The organism is Dyella amyloliquefaciens (assembly GCF_004296575.1).
GTDB classification, from domain to species: Bacteria; Pseudomonadota; Gammaproteobacteria; order Xanthomonadales; family Rhodanobacteraceae; genus Dyella; species Dyella amyloliquefaciens.
Map to the genome: position 1 here is coordinate 789,659 of NZ_SAYT01000001.1, position 15,490 is coordinate 805,148.

General features: G+C 65.6%; 13 protein-coding genes. 9 read left to right on the forward strand and 4 right to left on the reverse strand.

Annotated elements, in window-relative coordinates; genetic code table 11:
- Nucleotides 1–2 precede the first annotated feature (2 nt).
- Together EPB08_RS03240 and EPB08_RS03245 are read right to left on the reverse strand one after the other, a co-directional pair.
- Nucleotides 3–569 carry a cob(I)yrinic acid a,c-diamide adenosyltransferase gene (locus EPB08_RS03240; RefSeq protein WP_130617606.1) on the reverse strand — a complete coding sequence of 189 codons (567 nt, stop codon included), beginning with the start codon at nucleotides 567–569 and terminating at the stop codon, nucleotides 3–5.
- Nucleotides 570–577: 8 nt separating this feature from the next.
- The gene (locus EPB08_RS03245) at nucleotides 578–1,183 is read right to left on the reverse strand and encodes a hypothetical protein (protein WP_130617607.1); all 606 of its coding nucleotides are present in this window, start codon (nucleotides 1,181–1,183) and stop codon (nucleotides 578–580) included.
- Between the two features lie 101 nt (nucleotides 1,184–1,284).
- Between EPB08_RS03245 and ubiH the strand changes: the two genes are divergently transcribed.
- The 3 genes from ubiH to EPB08_RS03260 are packed head-to-tail and all read left to right on the forward strand — an operon-like array spanning nucleotide 1,285 to nucleotide 4,558.
- Entirely contained in the window at nucleotides 1,285–2,517 is a 1,233-nt protein-coding gene (gene ubiH, locus EPB08_RS03250) for a 2-octaprenyl-6-methoxyphenyl hydroxylase (protein ID WP_130617608.1), read from the forward strand.
- Complete coding sequence (locus EPB08_RS03255) at nucleotides 2,514–3,737, forward strand: UbiH/UbiF/VisC/COQ6 family ubiquinone biosynthesis hydroxylase (RefSeq protein WP_130617609.1); 1,224 nt, start codon at nucleotides 2,514–2,516, stop codon at nucleotides 3,735–3,737. The genes ubiH and EPB08_RS03255 overlap by 4 nt, the downstream gene beginning before the upstream one ends.
- Nucleotides 3,738–3,769: 32 nt before the next feature.
- Nucleotides 3,770–4,558, forward strand: coding sequence for a dienelactone hydrolase family protein (locus EPB08_RS03260; RefSeq protein ID WP_130617610.1), 789 nt, complete (start codon nucleotides 3,770–3,772; stop codon nucleotides 4,556–4,558).
- A 37-nt stretch (nucleotides 4,559–4,595) separates the two neighbouring features.
- Here EPB08_RS03260 and EPB08_RS03265 read toward each other — a convergent pair whose 3' ends face one another.
- Together EPB08_RS03265 and EPB08_RS03270 are read right to left on the reverse strand one after the other, a co-directional pair.
- The gene (locus EPB08_RS03265) at nucleotides 4,596–5,072 is read right to left on the reverse strand and encodes a hypothetical protein (RefSeq protein ID WP_130617611.1); all 477 of its coding nucleotides are present in this window, start codon (nucleotides 5,070–5,072) and stop codon (nucleotides 4,596–4,598) included.
- Nucleotides 5,073–5,210: 138 nt separating this feature from the next.
- Nucleotides 5,211–6,212: a polyprenyl synthetase family protein gene (locus EPB08_RS03270; protein ID WP_130617612.1), complete on the reverse strand. Its 1,002-nt coding sequence runs from the start codon at nucleotides 6,210–6,212 to the stop codon at nucleotides 5,211–5,213.
- A 135-nt stretch (nucleotides 6,213–6,347) separates the two neighbouring features.
- Here EPB08_RS03270 and EPB08_RS03275 point away from each other — a divergent pair, with 135 nt between their 5' ends.
- The 6 genes from EPB08_RS03275 (at nucleotide 6,348) to kdpB (ending at nucleotide 15,484) form a co-directional block, all read left to right on the forward strand.
- Nucleotides 6,348–7,565, forward strand: coding sequence for an MFS transporter (locus tag EPB08_RS03275; RefSeq protein ID WP_130617613.1), 1,218 nt, complete (start codon nucleotides 6,348–6,350; stop codon nucleotides 7,563–7,565).
- Nucleotides 7,566–7,748: 183 nt separating this feature from the next.
- A complete protein-coding gene (gene ggt, locus EPB08_RS03280; protein WP_425598238.1) occupies nucleotides 7,749–9,524 on the forward strand; it encodes a gamma-glutamyltransferase in 1,776 nt (591 codons plus the stop codon).
- A gap of 91 nt (nucleotides 9,525–9,615) precedes the next feature.
- Nucleotides 9,616–10,587, forward strand: a complete 972-nt coding sequence (locus EPB08_RS03285; protein ID WP_130617615.1) for a DedA family protein/thiosulfate sulfurtransferase GlpE — start codon at nucleotides 9,616–9,618, stop codon at nucleotides 10,585–10,587.
- A 904-nt stretch (nucleotides 10,588–11,491) separates the two neighbouring features.
- Nucleotides 11,492–11,584 (forward strand): K(+)-transporting ATPase subunit F, encoded by a 93-nt coding sequence (gene kdpF / locus EPB08_RS03290; protein WP_130617616.1) that lies wholly within the window; start codon nucleotides 11,492–11,494, stop codon nucleotides 11,582–11,584.
- Nucleotides 11,581–13,383, forward strand: a complete 1,803-nt coding sequence (gene kdpA, locus EPB08_RS03295) for a potassium-transporting ATPase subunit KdpA (RefSeq protein ID WP_130617617.1) — start codon at nucleotides 11,581–11,583, stop codon at nucleotides 13,381–13,383. Before kdpF ends, kdpA begins: the two co-directional genes overlap by 4 nt.
- Nucleotides 13,384–13,402: 19 nt before the next feature.
- Nucleotides 13,403–15,484 (forward strand): potassium-transporting ATPase subunit KdpB, encoded by a 2,082-nt coding sequence (gene kdpB, locus EPB08_RS03300; RefSeq protein ID WP_130617618.1) that lies wholly within the window; start codon nucleotides 13,403–13,405, stop codon nucleotides 15,482–15,484.
- The last annotated feature ends 6 nt before the right edge of the window (nucleotides 15,485–15,490 follow it).

Below are 15,490 nucleotides of genomic sequence, written 5' to 3' on the forward strand. Positions count from 1 at the left end.
GTTCAGGCCGTGGGCTTGCGACGGCGCTCGTGCTGCCACAGCACTTCGCCGTGGCCGCTGGCCCGGGCCAGCACGCGAGAGATCACGAACAGCAGGTCGGACAAGCGGTTGAGATAACGCTGCGCCTGCGGACGGATCTCCTCGACGCGGCCGAGCGCGATGACTTCACGTTCGGCGCGGCGGCACACGGTGCGCGCCAGGTGGCAGCACGAAGCCGCCATGCCGCCGCCGGGCAGGATGAAATCCTTCAGCGGGGGCAGCGGGTCGTTGAAGCCGTCGAGCACCTGCTCCAGCCGCTCGATGTCCGGATCGTGGACCATCGCCATGCCGGGAATGCACAGCTCGCCGCCCAGATCGAACAGGTCGTGCTGGACCTGCGTCAGCGCCTCGCGCACGTCGTCGCCGACGTTGTCGGAGGCGAGCACCATGCCGATCGTGCTGTTGAGTTCATCGACCGTGCCATAGGCGGACACGCGCAGCGAATCCTTGGCGACGCGGGAACCGTCACCAAGCCCCGTGCTGCCGTCATCGCCCGTACGCGTGTAGATCTTCGAAAGACGATTGCCCACGCGCTGCCTCAGTGCGGCAGCTTGGAGTGGCTGGCATGACCCAGCGTGCGCGAAAGCTGTGTGGCGAGCGCATGCACCACCAGGCCAAGTGCGATGTAGAGCACCGTGGCTTCAAGGAAGAACAGGTACCAGTCGCCCATGTTGGCGAACCAGGCGCCCATGCTGCGCGGCTGCGGCACGCTGTTGCTCAGCCAGTAGAAGCTGCCGTTGGAGATGACGTAGCAGGCCACCCAGCCGCCCAGCACGGCGACGGCCGCCATGCCCAGGCCACGCAGGTTCAGGCCCGGCTGCTGGCGGGCGAGCCAGCTGCCGCCCAGCCACAGGCTGAAGTAGGAAGGCACCAGGAACCAGTAGGCCGCCGACACGCAGTAGTGATCCCAGAAGCTGATGCCCTGGTTGCTGATCACCACGTAGTCCACCAGCACCGCTTCGACCATCAGCAGCGGGAAGGCCCAACGGACCGAGCCGCGCAGCCAGAAGCCGGCCAGGAAGAAGATTGCCCAGGAGGCGTCCCACACGTCGTGGTGGAACAGCGAGAGATGCACGCGGGTGGCGGCCATCACCAGGGCGAGGGCCAGGAAAATGCCGAGCCGCTGGTTTTGCGTCGTAGCCATGAATTGCTCCAAGTGTTGCGCAGAGTGCAGACGATAAGTCTATCCCAAACCGGCGTGGCCCTGATGGGGCTGAGGGCTGCCTGCGCGTATCATTCGGCGCCATGACTACCTCTTCCCCCAAGCTCGCCACCGGGCAGCCGCCGGTTCTCATCATTGGCGGTGGGCTGGTTGGCGCCAGCCTGGCCATCGCGCTGGACGCCGCAGGCATCGAGGCCGTGATGGTCGAGGCTGCGGCGCCGCGCATCGGCGAGCAGCCAAGCTACGACGAGCGCAACCTTGCGCTGGCCCGTGCCACCGTGAACGGCCTGGCCGCCATCGGCGTGTGGCCGCATGTGTCGGCGCAGGCCACGCCGATCCGTCACATCCACGTCACGCGTGCGGGCGAGTTCGGCAGCGTGCGCATGGACGCGGACCGTCATGGCGTCGACGCGATGGGCTGGACCCTGCCGGCGCGCGAACTCGGTGCGGGCCTGCTGCGCCGGCTCGATGAGTGCCGCCACCTGAAACGGTTGGCGCCGGCCAAGCTGGAGGCGCTGGAATCGACACCGGGTGGCTGGCGCGCACGCATCGGCACGGCCGAGGGCGTAATTGAACTCGACACGCCGCTGCTGGTGGGTGCGGACGGCACCGCGTCGTTCGTGCGCGACCGCCTGGGCGTCGCTGCCGAGCGCCACGACTATGGCCAGACGTTGTTCGTCTGCACGGTAACGCCGGAGCGCGATCACGCGTATCGCGCGTACGAACGTTTTGCCGACGATGGCCCGGTGGCCTTGCTGCCGCTGTCGGGGCGTCGTTGCGGCCTGGTGCTGACCGTGCCGCGCGAGGAGGCCGAAGCCGTGGCGGCGCTGGACGACGAGGCTTTCATCGCACTCGCTCAGCAGCGCTTCGGCTGGCGTCTCGGTCGGCTCAGCCGGCCCGGTCGCCGCCATCCGTATGCCATCCAGCGCGTGGCGGCGAAGGAGCTGATCGGTCCTCGTGCCGTGCTGGTGGGTAATGCCGCGCAGACCGTGCATCCGATCGGTGCCCAGGGATTCAATCTCGGCTTGCGCGATGCGTTGACGCTGGCCGAACTGGTGGCAGGCGCCGATGATCCGGGGGCGGAGGCTCTGTTGGAACGCTACGCGGCGCGTCGTGCGGCCGATCGTGACGGCACCATGGCGATGAGCCATGGCCTGGTGCAGCTGGCCTGCCTGCAGCAGCCGCTGCTGGGTCCGCTGCGTTCGATGGCGATGCTGGCATTCGATCGCGTGCCACCACTGCAGCGCCTGATGGCACGGAGCGGCATGGGTTTTCGCAGTGAGCCGCCGCGTGCGGTGCTGGAGCGCTTGCCATGAACACCGCATCGTTGTCCCGGACCGAATCGGCCCGTCGCCGCGGACCTGCGCTGGACGTGGCGGTGGTGGGCGGCGGCATGGTCGGTGCCGCCACCGCGCTGGCCTTGGCACGCGCCGGTTTTGCCACCGCGCTGATCGAAGCCCGTGCGCCGGCGCCCTGGTCGGTACAGGACGAGGTGGACCTTCGCGTGGTCGGCCTGGCGCCTTCGTCCGTCGCGCTGCTCGATGACCTGGACGTCTGGGCTTCCATCCGCTCGCAGCGCGCCGGCCCGTATGCGCACATGCATGTGTGGGATGCGGCCACCGGTGCGGCGATCCATTTCGATGCGGCTAACGAAGGTCGCGACCTGCTTGGCTACATCGTCGAGAACAGCCTCGTGCAGTGGCAGCTGTGGCAGGCGCTGGAGCCGGCTGGCGTGCGGCGCCTGTGCCCCGCGCAGGTCAGCGGTTTCGACGTTCTCGAAGATCGCGTGCAGCTCACGCTGGAGGGCGCGGAAACCGATGCGTTGTCCGCACGATTGCTGGTAGCCGCCGACGGCGCGAATTCGCCGCTGCGCACGCTGGCGGGGATCGAGACGCAGGGTCGCGACTATGCCCAGCGTGGCGTGGTTGCGCACGTCAGCACTGAGCGTCCGCATGAAGGCACCGCATGGCAGCGCTTCCTGGAGACCGGGCCGCTGGCGCTGCTGCCACTCGCCGATGGACGCAGCTCGATCGTCTGGTCGCTGCCGGAAGCCGAAGCACAGCGCGTGATGGCGCTGGACCATCAGGCCTTCCTCGACGAACTGGGCGTGGCCAGCGACTTCCGGCTGGGACGCATCGTGGGAAGCACGCCGCGCGCTGCGTTCCCGCTGCGTTTGCAGCTGGCGAAGAGCTACCAGTCCGAACGTTTCGTATTGCTGGGTGATGCCGCGCACGCGGTACATCCGCTGGCGGGGCAGGGTGTGAATCTGGGCCTGCGTGACGTGAGCGAACTGCGTGATGCCTTGGTGGAAGCACGCGAAGACGGCGTCGATATCGCCGCTCCGCAGGTGCTGCGCCGCTACGCTCGTCGCCGGCGCAGCGCCGATACGCTCGACGCGCTCGGCTTCGATGCGCTGGCGCGCGTCTATGGCTGGACCTTCCCACCACTGGTGGCCGCACGTGGTCTCGGCGTGCGCCTGCTCGACCGTTTGAGTCCCATCAAGCGCCGGCTCGCCGAACACGCGGCCGGCCTCTGATCTTTTCGATCCTGCAACGAGGAGTGCAAGTCATGCGCATGGCCCGACTTTGCTGTTTGCTGTTGCTGTCCGGATTTGCCTTCGCCGCCCAGGCGAAGATGGTGCACAAGCCGGTGGAATGGACCGAGGGCGGTACCAAGTTCCACAGCGTGCTCGTTTATGACGATGCCGTCGCCACCAAGCGACCTGGCCTGGTGATGGTGCCGAACTGGTATGGCGTCAACGACGGCGCCCTGAAGAAGGCTGATGGCATCGCCGGCAAGGACTACGTCATCCTGGTCACCGACATGTACGGCGAGACCGTGCGTCCGACCAGCGACGATCAGGCGATGGCGGCGGTGAAGCCGCTGTACGGCGACCGTGCGCTGATGCGCAAGCGCATCGACGTGGCGCTGGAACAGCTGAAGGCGCAGGGAAAAGATGCGCCGATCGACCTGACCAAGCTGGGCGCGATCGGCTTCTGCTTCGGCGGGTCGGCCGTGCTGGATCTGGCGCGCAGCGGTGCGGACGTGGCAGCCGTGGTGTCGTTCCATGGCGGCCTGCAGACGGATGACCCGTCGCTTGCCAAGCAGATCAAGGCACGCGTGCTGGTGATGAATGGCGCGGACGACAAGGGCACCATGCCGGATGCCGACAAGTTCATGGACGAGATGCGCGGCAGCAAGGCCGATTGGCAGTTCGTAGTGCTGGGCAACGCGGTGCACTGCTTCACCGAGACCGACCAGCACAAGCCGGGCTGCATGTATGACGAACGCGCCGCGCAGCGCAGCTACCGGCTGATGCGCGACTGGCTGCATGGGGCGTTTACCGGAACGCCGTGATGCGTGCGGCGGCGGGGCGAGCCTCGCCGCCTGGTGTTCAGTCGAGTTCGCGCCAGTGCACGCTGGCGCGGATGCAGGAAAATAGAAACGCCAGCGCCAGCACCGTCAACCCCGAGAGCAGGGCGTAGCTCGTCCAGAAGGCTGCGGCATCGAAAGTCATCGAGACGTACAGGTCGCCGCCGAAATGAGTGCGCCCGCGGACGTCCGTGAAGTCGGAGTCGCCGCAGCGCTTGAGGAGGCACGGCATGGCTCCGTTCGATAGCGCGAGATAGGAGATCCATCCCAATGGGCCGATCGCGCTGATCGCGGCGAGCAGGCCCATGACTACGCCGCCACGGAATCCGGGAACTGGTTTCTTCGTCTTTTGGTAATGGCGTGATTCGCAGACGAGCGCAACGACGATGGTGACCACGGCCACGGCGATCATCTGCCACGGCGCCAGGGCATCGCTGTTCAGTGCGATGCGAAACGAATGGAACGTGTTCGCGGCCCACTGCGGGTCGGTCTCAGACATCGTGTCATCCTTGAGCGCGGAACAGATCCCGGGCCAAGTATGTCCTGCGGTGCCATCGCGAGAAAGTCCCACCCCCGTTCGCGTCGGAGCCGGTGAATTTCGAGTCGCAAGCCCGGCGGGCCAGCCGGGCACGGAAGATCAGAAGCTGCGCTGCACCGAATAATCCGCGAGTGTGGCCATGGCTTCGCGCCACGGCGAATCCGGCAGCGAACGTAGCGCATCGCGGGCGGCGTCGGCGTGGAACACGGCGCGCTCGTGCGTGCGCTCCAGCGCACCCGAATCGCGGATGGCGGCGATGATGCGGTCCAGCGAATCCAGGCCGCCGTGTTCGATGGCGTGGCGCAGCGAGCGCTTCTGCTCCTCGTCGGCGTTCTGCAGCGCGTAGATCAGCGGCAGCGTGGGTTTGCCCTCGGCGAGGTCGTCGCCGATGTTCTTGCCCAGCGTGTCGGCGTCGCTCACGTAGTCGAGCAGGTCGTCGGCGATCTGGAAGGCATAGCCCAGCTCCATGCCGTAACGGCGCAATGCCGCGACCTGGTCTTCCGGCAGCCCGCCCAGGAGGCCACCCAGTTCGGTGGCGGCGGCGAACAGCACGGCGGTCTTGCGTTCGATCACCGCGAGATAGGCGGCTTCGTCCACATCGGCATTGCCGATGTTGAGCAGCTGCAGCACCTCGCCTTCGGCGATAGTGTTGGTGGTGTCGGCGAGGATACGCATGATGCGCATGTCATCCAGTTCCACCATCAGCTGGAACGAGCGCGAATACAGGAAGTCACCCACCAGCACGCTGGCAGCGTTGCCCCACAGTGCATTGGCGGTCTTGCGGCCACGGCGCAGGTCCGACTCGTCCACCACGTCGTCGTGGAGCAGGGTGGAGGTGTGGATGAACTCGATCACCGCGGCCAGCTTGATGTGCTGGTCACCCTGATAGCCAGCGGCATTGGCGGCCAGCACGTGCAGCATCGGGCGCAGGCGCTTGCCACCGCTGGCGATGATGTGATCGGCGATCTGGTTGATCAGCACCACGTCCGAGGACAGGCGAGTGCGTATCAGCGCGTCGACGCGCTGCATGTCCCCGGCAGCGAGCCCTTTGACGGCGGCAAAGTCGGCGGTACGGCGAGTGTCGGCGTGAGTCGTGGTCATGAGGGAGTCGCAGCGTCTTGTGCCGTGATTATAGAGAGACTTCATCGCAAGAAACCGCCGCGACACGGGACCGCGTCTTGTTTTGCGGGTCCAAACGTATAATCGGGGGAGAAACCGCCCAGAGAAGAACCCTCGGTGAGCAAACTTTCCCCACTCGAACGGCGCAGCGCGCTGACGCTGGCCTGCGTGATCAGCCTGCGGCTGTTCGGCCTGTTCCTGATCATGCCGGTGTTTTCGCTGTACGCGCAGAAGATGCCGGACGCCACGCCGCTGCTGATCGGGCTGGCGCTGGGCGTCTACGGGCTGGGGCAGGTGCTGCTGCAGATTCCGCTGGGCCTGCTGTCGGACCGTATCGGCCGCAAGCCCGCGATCACCCTGGGCCTGCTGGTGTTTGCCGCCGGCGGCCTGGTGGCGGCGCTCTCCCACAGCCTGCTGGGCATCGTGATTGGCCGTGCGCTGCAGGGCATGGGCGCCGTTGCGGGTGCCGGCACGGCGCTGGCCGCCGACCTCACGCGCGAGGAAAACCGCGGCAAGGTGATGGGCATCATCGGCGTATCCATCGGCGTAGCCTTCCTGCTCGCCCTGATCCTGGGGCCGCCGCTGGAGGCGATCCAGGGGCTGTCCGGTCTGTTCGGCGCCACCTCGATCCTGGCGCTGGCCGCGCTGGTGCTCTTGTGGCTGATCGTGCCCACGCCGGAGCGCCGCAAGGCGCCGGCGGCCGCGGCATTCGGCAGCGTACTGTCCATGCTGCGCGACGGTCGCATGCTGGTGTTGAACGGTTCGGTGTTCTTCCTGCACATGCTGTTGACGGCCAGCTTCGTCGGTCTGCCGCTGTTGCTGGCCGACCGGCTGCAGTTGCCGGTGAACCGTCACTGGGAGCTGTACCTGCCGGTGATGGTGATTGCCGCGTTCGTGATGGGCGCCAGCCTGCATCGCATGCGAGACGTGGCCCAAAGCCTGCGCATCGTGGGCATCTGCGTGGTGGCGATCGGACTGGGTCTGCTCGGGTTTGCGCTGTCGGGTCATCATCTGGCGGCGTTGGGCGTGGCGGCGGCGGTGTTTTTCTCTGCGTTCAATCTGCTCGAGGCGGCACTGCCGAGCCTGGTCTCGCGGTTGGCGCCTTCGCATCTGCGCGGCGCGGCGATGGGGGCCTATTCCACCAGCCAGTTCCTGGGCGCCTTCGTGGGTGGTGCGGCGGGCGGCATCGCGCTGGGGCGACTGGGCACGGATGGCGTGTTTCTCTGTGCCGCCGCGATGACGCTGCTATGGTTGCCGCTGGTGCTGGCCGGCGCACGCCGGATCCGCGAAGGTGACGCCGACATCGATTCGGCCGTGGTGGCGCGGGGCGCCTGACCCCTCAGCGGACTGACCCGCGGCGCGCTGCCCGACATGTGGCGGCGTTCCTTGGCAGCGGTGCGGCCAGGGTGTATGACGACACGTCTTGCAGCGTGATGTGGCGGTGGCGCAGTTGGCCATGACGCATGGCGCCGCGCTTCCTGTTACGTCGACGAGGCCGTCCGCATGGCGATATCCCGCATTTCGCGTTTCCCAGCCGTCACCTTGTTGGCCGCGGCGACCAGCCTGCTTGCCGGCCAGGCGCTGAGCGCCGACATCGGCCGGGGCGATCGTTACTCAGGCAACACCTGGGCCTCTCGTTCCCCGGTGATCGCCCAGCACGGCATGGCGGCCACCGAGCAGCCGCTGGCTTCCCAGGCGGCGCTGGATGTCCTCAAGAAGGGTGGCAGCGCGGTCGACGCGGCCATTGCCGCCAATGCGGCACTGGGCTTGATGGAGCCGGTGCTCAATGGCATCGGTGGCGATTGCTTCGTGATCGTGTGGGACCCGAAGACGCACAAGCTCTATGGCTACAACGGTTCGGGCCCGTCGGCCAAAGGCCGTGACCTGGCGAAGATGAAGGCCGAGGTGAAGGCTGCCTACACCAAGGCCGGCATGCCGGTGAAGGAGCACATCCCCGCCGTGGGTTCGTTGCCGGTGACCGTGCCGGGCACCGTCGACGCGTGGTTCGCGCTGCACGAGAAGTTCGGCAAGCTGCCGATTGCCGAGGATCTCGCCCCCGCCATCGGCTACGCGAAAGACGGCTTCCCGATCACCCAGCTCGTCGCCAAGTACTGGAAGGGCAACTTCGCTGCGTTCGAAAAGCAGAAGGGCCTGATCGAGGAACTCGACAACGCCCGTCACACGTATCTGATAGACGGCCATACGCCCGCCGAGGGCGAAGTGTTCCGCAACCCGGATCTCGCACGCACGCTGTCGATCATCGCGAAGGATGGTCGCGACTCGTTCTACAAGGGCGAACTCGCGCACACGATGGATGCGTATTTCAAGCGCATCGGTGGTGACCTTCGTTATGAGGATTTCGCCGATTACCACGGCGAATGGGTGACGCCGCAATCGGTCAACTATCACGGATACGACGTCTACGAACTGCCGCCCAACGGGCAGGGTTTCGCGGCACTCGAGATGCTGCAGATCCTCAAGGGCTTCGATCTGCGCAAGATGGGCGTCGGCAGTGCTGAAGCCATTACCGCCATGCTGGAAGCCAAGCGGCTGGCCTATGAGGATCTGGCGAAGTTCTACGCCGATCCTAAATTCGTGAAGGTCCCGATGAAGGGGCTGATTTCCGAAGGCTACGCCGACCAGCGCCGCAAGGAGATCCATCTCGATCACGCCAACCCGTCGATCGGCCCGGGCGATCCGCGCCTGTTCGACGGCGACACCACCTATTTCACCACCGCCGACAAGGACGGGATGATGGTGTCGATCATCCAGTCCAACTATCGCGGCATGGGCTCGGGCCTGGTGGCTGACGGCCTTGGTTTCATGTTCCAGGATCGTGGCGAGCTGTATTCGCTGGATGCCAAGGCGGCAAACGTCTATGCGGCGGGCAAGCGTCCCTTCCACACCATCATTCCGGGCTTCGTGCTGAAGGATGGCGAACCCTTTCTCGCGTTCGGCGTGATGGGTGGCGACATGCAGCCCCAGGCCCATGTGCAGGTGCTCACCAACATCATCGATTTCGGCATGAACGTACAGGACGCCGGCGACGCCGCGCGCTGGCGGCACTATGGCAATGCCGAGACGACCGGCGAGCCGTCCATCGGTATCGGCAAGGTTGAGATGGAGTCGGGCTTCGACCCAGCGGTGAAGGCTGAACTGGCTCGGCGCGGCTATACGATCGAGCCGGGTACCGGCAATTTCGGTGGCTACGAGGCGATCCTGTTCGACGCCAGGCAGCGGGTGTACTGGGGCGCCACGGAAATGCGCAAGGACGGCGAGGTGGTGGGGTACTGAAAGCTCGCACCCCGGCCAACCGGCCAATTGTTTTCGGCCCGTGTCGACCCAATGAACGGCGTGCTGCAGGAACATCGATGGTGAGGTTCGCATGGCCCATCAAATCGTCGCGCTGATTGCCCAGTACGGTTTGCTGCTGGTGTTCCTCAACGTGCTCGTCGAACAGGCGGGTGCGCCGGTGCCCGCGGTGCCGACCATGATCGTGGCGGGTGCGCTGGCCGCGATGGACAAGCTACCGTTGGGCGGAGTGCTGGCGGTGGCGTTGGTAGCCTGCCTGCTGGCGGATTTCGCCTGGTACCTGGCGGGCCGTTACTTCGGCGGCGGGGTGATGCGCACGCTCTGCCGCATCTCGCTTTCGCCCGATTCGTGCGTGAAGCAATCCGAGCTTCGCTTCCAGCGCTGGCGCGGCAGCGTGCTGCTGCTCGCCAAGTTCGTGCCCGGTTTGTCGACCGTGGCGCCGCCGCTGGTGGGCGCCATGGGATTGCGTGTGGTGCCCTTTGCCTTGTTCGATGGCATCGGCTCACTGCTCTGGATCGGCTTGCCCGTGTCATTGGGCTTTGTGTTTGCCGATCAGGTCGATGGCGTGATCGAGGCGCTGGCCAATGCTGGCAGCGTCGCACTGATGCTGGTGGGCTGCCTGCTCGCCTTGTACATCATCGCCAAGTGGTGGCAGCGGCATCGCCTGCTGAAGACGCTGCGCATGGCACGCATCACCGTAAACGAGCTCAACGAGGCGATCGAGGGTGGTCGCACGCCGGTGGTGGTGGACGTTCGCTCCGACGCGTCCCGAACGATCGACGGCCGCATCATTCCCGGCGCCTTGCTGGCGGACGTGAACAGCGTCGAGCGCATCGCTGCCGAAGTGCCGGTCGAAGCCGAGCTCGTGATCTATTGCACCTGTCCGAACGAGGCCTCCGCGGCGATGGTGGCAAAGGCGCTGATGGATCATGGCTACAAGCGCGTACGGCCGCTGTTGGGTGGGTTGGACGCGTGGGAGACGGCGGGTTTTCCGGTGCATCGGGTGACGGGGGAAGAGTCGGTGGTGGTTTCGCACGCGGCGTAAGTGCATACCGTTTGTAGCGTTGATAGCGACGCTAGGTGCCAAGGTGTCGGCTGCGTGGCGTGCCAGTAATCCCCGCCCTTGCTTTAAGTCCTCAGTGCACCGGCGCGTTGCGGTGTAGCGGCGCCCTATGAGGTAACACGTCCCTGATTCGGCTTGCCCCGATCATCCGACGCTTCTATCCCCCGGACTGCTATGAGCCCTGGCTCTAAAGGCCATTTTCTTTGGGTTACTTTTCTTTTGGGCCAGCAAAAGAAAAGTGACTCGAGCGCCGGCAGGGGATCGAAACGCCCGCCGCGTCCCACAGGGACTAGCATTGCGTCGTAGGCGGCAACCTGGCGGCAACGCATCATCGGGAGCCGGGTATTGGGGTGACCAGCCATGGGCCGCTAGCTCCAGCCACTAGTAGGACAACAGCGGGTAGGGGACTGCGCGAGAGCCGCACCCTCTCCCCAGCCCTCTCTCCCACAGGGACTACCTTCGGGTCGCCGGGGGAGAGGGAGTAACGGCTCGCTTCCTGGGGCGTGTTCGTCTCCGTTTCCAGGTGCACCCGAAAGACGGCATGGGAGGAATCGGGGCGCGCCTATCGCGCACTGGGTGCGCTCCTACAGGTGGAGGAGCGAGGACGTTGCGGGGCGGGGCGTCAAAATTTTACGGGTTCTATACGCGCCCGCCGGGTTTCGCTACCCCTTTCTTATACGCAGGTTCCGACAATTTGCATCGTTGAAGAACACGATGAGTCGGTGCCCATGGATGTCGTCTACCTCCTCTTTTCGTTGGTGCTGTTCGCCGCCTCGATCGGCTTCCTGCTGATCTGCGACCGCCTCGGCCGACGTCCCTGATCGACCGCCGCCGCCCGGACGGCGGCGCCTTCCCAGCTCGCGCCCTTCCTGCGGGAGATCCAACCATGAATGTCATCTACCTCGTGGCTGCCGTAATCGCGGTGGCCCTGACGGGCTACCTGTGCGTGGCCCTGCTCAAGCCGGAGTGGTTCGAATGACCACCAATGATTTCCTCCAGACAGCGATCTACCTGGTCGTCCTGTTGCTGCTGCTGAAGCCGGTGGGCAGCTATATGGCGAAGGTGTTCGCCGAAACGCCCAACGGCGTGCTGCGTGCCGGCCGTCCTGTGGAAAACCTGCTGTATCGCCTCAGCGGTGTGCGCGCCGAGGAGCAGATGGGCTGGCGTCGTTACGCCATCGCCATGCTGATCTTCAACATGGCGGGCCTGGTCGTAGTGTATGCGTTGCAGCGCCTGCAGCAGTGGCTGCCGCTCAACCCGCAGCATTTCGGTGCGGTGACGCCGGATTCGGCGATGAATACCGCCATCAGCTTCGTCTCCAATACCAACTGGCAGGGCTACGCGAGCGAAAGCACGATGAGCTACCTGACCCAGATGCTGGGCCTGGCGGTGCAGAACTTCCTGTCGGCGGCCACGGGCATCGCGGTGCTGGTGGCCGTGGTGCGCGGCTTCGTTCGTCGTGGCGCCGACAGCATCGGCAACTTCTGGGTCGACATGACCCGCAGCACGCTCTACATCCTGGTGCCGTTCTCGCTGGTGATCGCGCTGCTGCTTGCATCGCAGGGCGTGGTGCAGAACTTCCGCTCTTACGTCGACGTGCCGTTGGTGGAGCACACCACGGCGGTCGAGACGGTGAAGGATGCGGCCGGCAATACCGTGAAGGATGCCGCCGGCAAGGATGTCACCAAAGAAACGACGGTAACCACGCAGACCTTGCCGATGGGCCCGGCCGCGTCGCAGATCGCGATCAAGCAGCTCGGCACCAATGGCGGCGGCTTCTTCAATGCGAACTCCGCGCATCCGTACGAGAACCCGACGCCGTTCAGCAACTTCATCGAGATGTTGGCGATCTTTCTGATTCCGGCAGGTCTTTGCTTCACTTTCGGCAGCATGGTGGGAGACCGGCGGCAGGGCTGGGCGATCCTCGCCACCATGCTGCTGATCTTTGTGCCGCTGGCGCTGGGTGCGGTGGCTGCGGAACAGGCCGGCAACCCGGCGCTGCACGGGCTGGCGATTGACCAGCAGGCCAGTACGCTGCAGGCCGGCGGCAACATGGAAGGCAAGGAAACGCGCTTCGGCATCGCCGCCAGCGGCCTGTTCACCGCCATCACCACGGCCGCCTCGTGTGGCGCGGTGAACAACATGCACGACTCGCTGACGCCGCTGGGTGGCCTGGTGCCGATGTGGCTGATGCAGCTGGGCGAGGTGATCTTCGGCGGTGTCGGTTCGGGCCTCTACGGCATGCTGGCCTTCGCCGTGGTCGCGGTGTTCATCGCGGGCCTCATGGTGGGTCGTACGCCGGAATACCTCGGCAAGAAGATCGAGGCACACGAGATGAAGATGGCGAGCCTCGCCGTGCTGGTGCCGTGTGCGCTGGTGGTGATCTGCACGGCCATCGCGGTGGCTACGCCGGCGGGCGTGGCAGGCGTAGCGAACCCCGGCGCGCATGGTTTCAGCGAGATGCTCTACGCCGTCACCTCCGCGTCCAACAACAACGGCAGCGCGTTTGGTGGATTGTCTGCCAACACGCCGTTCTGGAACGTGCTGCTGGGCCTGTGCATGTATTTCTCGCGCTTCCTGCTCGCCATCGCGATGCTCGCCATGGCCGGCTCACTGGCCGCCAAGCGCCATGTGCCGCCGTCGGCGGGCACGCTGCCCACCCATACACCGCTGTTCATCACGTTGCTGGCATGCGTGGTGATCGTGGTCGGTGCGCTCACCTTTTTGCCGGCGCTCGCGCTGGGGCCCATCGCCGAATTCCTGATGTCGGCCCATTGATGCCCAACGGATATCGATCATGACAACGACTCATACCCACGTACACGCGGTACGCAGTTTCGACCGCGGATTGATCCTCCAGGCCATCGCCGATTCGTTCCGCAAGCTGTCGCCGCGGTTGCAGTTTCGCAATCCGGTGATGTTCGTGGTGTTCGTGTGCAGCGTGCTCACCACCTTGTTGTGGGTGCAGGCACTGGCGGGCCATGGCGAGGCGCCCACGGCCTTCATCTTCTGGGTGACGATCTGGTTGTGGTTCACCCTGCTGTTCGCCAACTTCGCCGAGGCGCTGGCCGAAGGCCGCGGCAAGGCACAGGCGGCCGCGCTGCGCAGTTCGCGCAAGGACGTGGTGGCCAAGCGCCTGGCGTCGCCGCATCGTGATGCCGCGGTAACCTTCACGCCTTCGTCCGAGTTGCGCGTAGGTCATCTGGTACTGGTGGAAGCCGGCGACCAGATGCCGGGTGATGGCGATGTGGTGGTCGGTGCGGCAAGCGTCGACGAAAGTGCCATCACCGGCGAATCCGCACCGGTGATCCGCGAGTCCGGCGGCGATCGCAGCGCGGTGACCGGTGGCACGCGTGTGCTGTCCGACTGGCTGGTGGTGCGTATCAGCAGCAACCCGGGGGAGAGCTTCCTGGACCGCATGATCGCGATGGTGGAAGGCGCCTCACGCCGCAAGACGCCTAACGAGATCGCGCTCACCATCCTGTTGGCGAAGTTCACCCTGATCTTCTTGCTGGCCTGCGCCACGCTGCTGCCGTACTCGATCTACAGCGTGCAGGCGGCAGGCTCTGGCCATCCGATCACCATCACCGTGCTGGTCGCCCTGCTGGTGTGCCTGATCCCCACCACCATCGGCGCGCTGCTGTCGGCCATCGGCATCGCCGGCATGGATCGCATGATCCGCGCCAACGTCATCGCTACGTCCGGCCGCGCCGTCGAAGCAGCGGGCGACGTGGACGTGCTGCTGCTGGACAAGACCGGCACCATCACGCTGGGCAATCGCCAGGCGGTGGCGTTCCTGCCGGCGCCGGGTGTGGAGGAGGGGCGCCTCGCCGATGCCGCCCAGCTGGCTTCGCTGGCTGACGAAACGCCGGAAGGCCGCAGCATCGTGGTGCTGGCCAAGGAGCGCTTCAACCTGCGCGAGCGGCAGCTGGAAGAGGGGCATGCGGAGTTCGTGCCGTTCACCGCGCAGACCCGCATGAGCGGCGTGAACATCGGCGAACGTCATATCCGCAAGGGTGCGCTGGATGCGGTGGAGCGTTACCTGGAAGCCAACGGCAGCCACCTGCCGCCGCTGGTGAAGCACATGGCCGAGGACATCGCGCGCCGCGGTGCCACGCCGCTGATCGTCACCGAAGGCATCGCCGCGCTGGGCGTGATCGAGCTGAAGGACATCGTGAAGGGTGGCATCCGCGAGCGCTTCGCCGAAATGCGCCGCATGGGTATCAAGACCATCATGATCACCGGCGACAACCCGCTGACGGCAGCCGCCATCGCCGCGGAAGCTGGCGTCGATGATTTCCTCGCCGAAGCGACGCCGGAGGCCAAGCTCAAGCTCATCCGCAAGATCCAGGCCGAGAACCGCCTGGTGGCGATGTGCGGCGATGGCACCAACGATGCGCCTGCGTTGGCCCAGGCCGACGTGGCGGTGGCGATGAACACCGGCACGCAGGCGGCGAAGGAAGCCGGCAACATGGTCGATCTCGACTCCAACCCGACCAAGCTGATCGAGGTGGTGGAGATCGGCAAGCAGATGCTGATCACCCGCGGCGCGCTGACCACGTTCTCCATCTCCAACGACGTGGCCAAGTACTTCGCGATCATTCCGGCGGCGTTTGCCACCACGTATCCCGCGCTCAATGCGCTCAACGTGATGCATCTGGCTACACCGCAGAGCGCGATCCTGTCGGCGGTGATCTTCAACGCGCTGATCATCATTTTCCTGATTCCACTCGCGCTGAAGGGCGTGAAGTACCGCGCGCTGGGTGCTGGCGCACTGCTGCGGAGGAACCTGCTGGTCTACGGCCTGGGCGGCATCGTCGTGCCGTTCCTTGGCATCAAGCTGATCGACATGCTGCTGGTCCTGTTCGGACTGGCCTGAAGCGAG

What these genes read in the sequence shown, in the direction of transcription:
- EPB08_RS03245 (WP_130617607.1), bottom strand. Translation starts at nt 1,183, where the DNA reads ATGGCTACGACGCAAAACCAGCGGCTCGGCATTTTCCTGGCCCTCGCC.
- ubiH (WP_130617608.1), top strand. Translation starts at nt 1,285, where the DNA reads ATGACTACCTCTTCCCCCAAGCTCGCCACCGGGCAGCCGCCGGTTCTC.
- EPB08_RS03255 (WP_130617609.1), top strand. Translation starts at nt 2,514, where the DNA reads ATGAACACCGCATCGTTGTCCCGGACCGAATCGGCCCGTCGCCGCGGA.
- EPB08_RS03260 (WP_130617610.1), top strand. Translation starts at nt 3,770, where the DNA reads ATGCGCATGGCCCGACTTTGCTGTTTGCTGTTGCTGTCCGGATTTGCC.
- EPB08_RS03265 (WP_130617611.1), bottom strand. Translation starts at nt 5,072, where the DNA reads ATGTCTGAGACCGACCCGCAGTGGGCCGCGAACACGTTCCATTCGTTT.
- EPB08_RS03270 (WP_130617612.1), bottom strand. Translation starts at nt 6,212, where the DNA reads ATGACCACGACTCACGCCGACACTCGCCGTACCGCCGACTTTGCCGCC.
- EPB08_RS03285 (WP_130617615.1), top strand. Translation starts at nt 9,616, where the DNA reads ATGGCCCATCAAATCGTCGCGCTGATTGCCCAGTACGGTTTGCTGCTG.
- kdpF (WP_130617616.1), top strand. Translation starts at nt 11,492, where the DNA reads ATGAATGTCATCTACCTCGTGGCTGCCGTAATCGCGGTGGCCCTGACG.
- kdpA (WP_130617617.1), top strand. Translation starts at nt 11,581, where the DNA reads ATGACCACCAATGATTTCCTCCAGACAGCGATCTACCTGGTCGTCCTG.
- kdpB (WP_130617618.1), top strand. Translation starts at nt 13,403, where the DNA reads ATGACAACGACTCATACCCACGTACACGCGGTACGCAGTTTCGACCGC.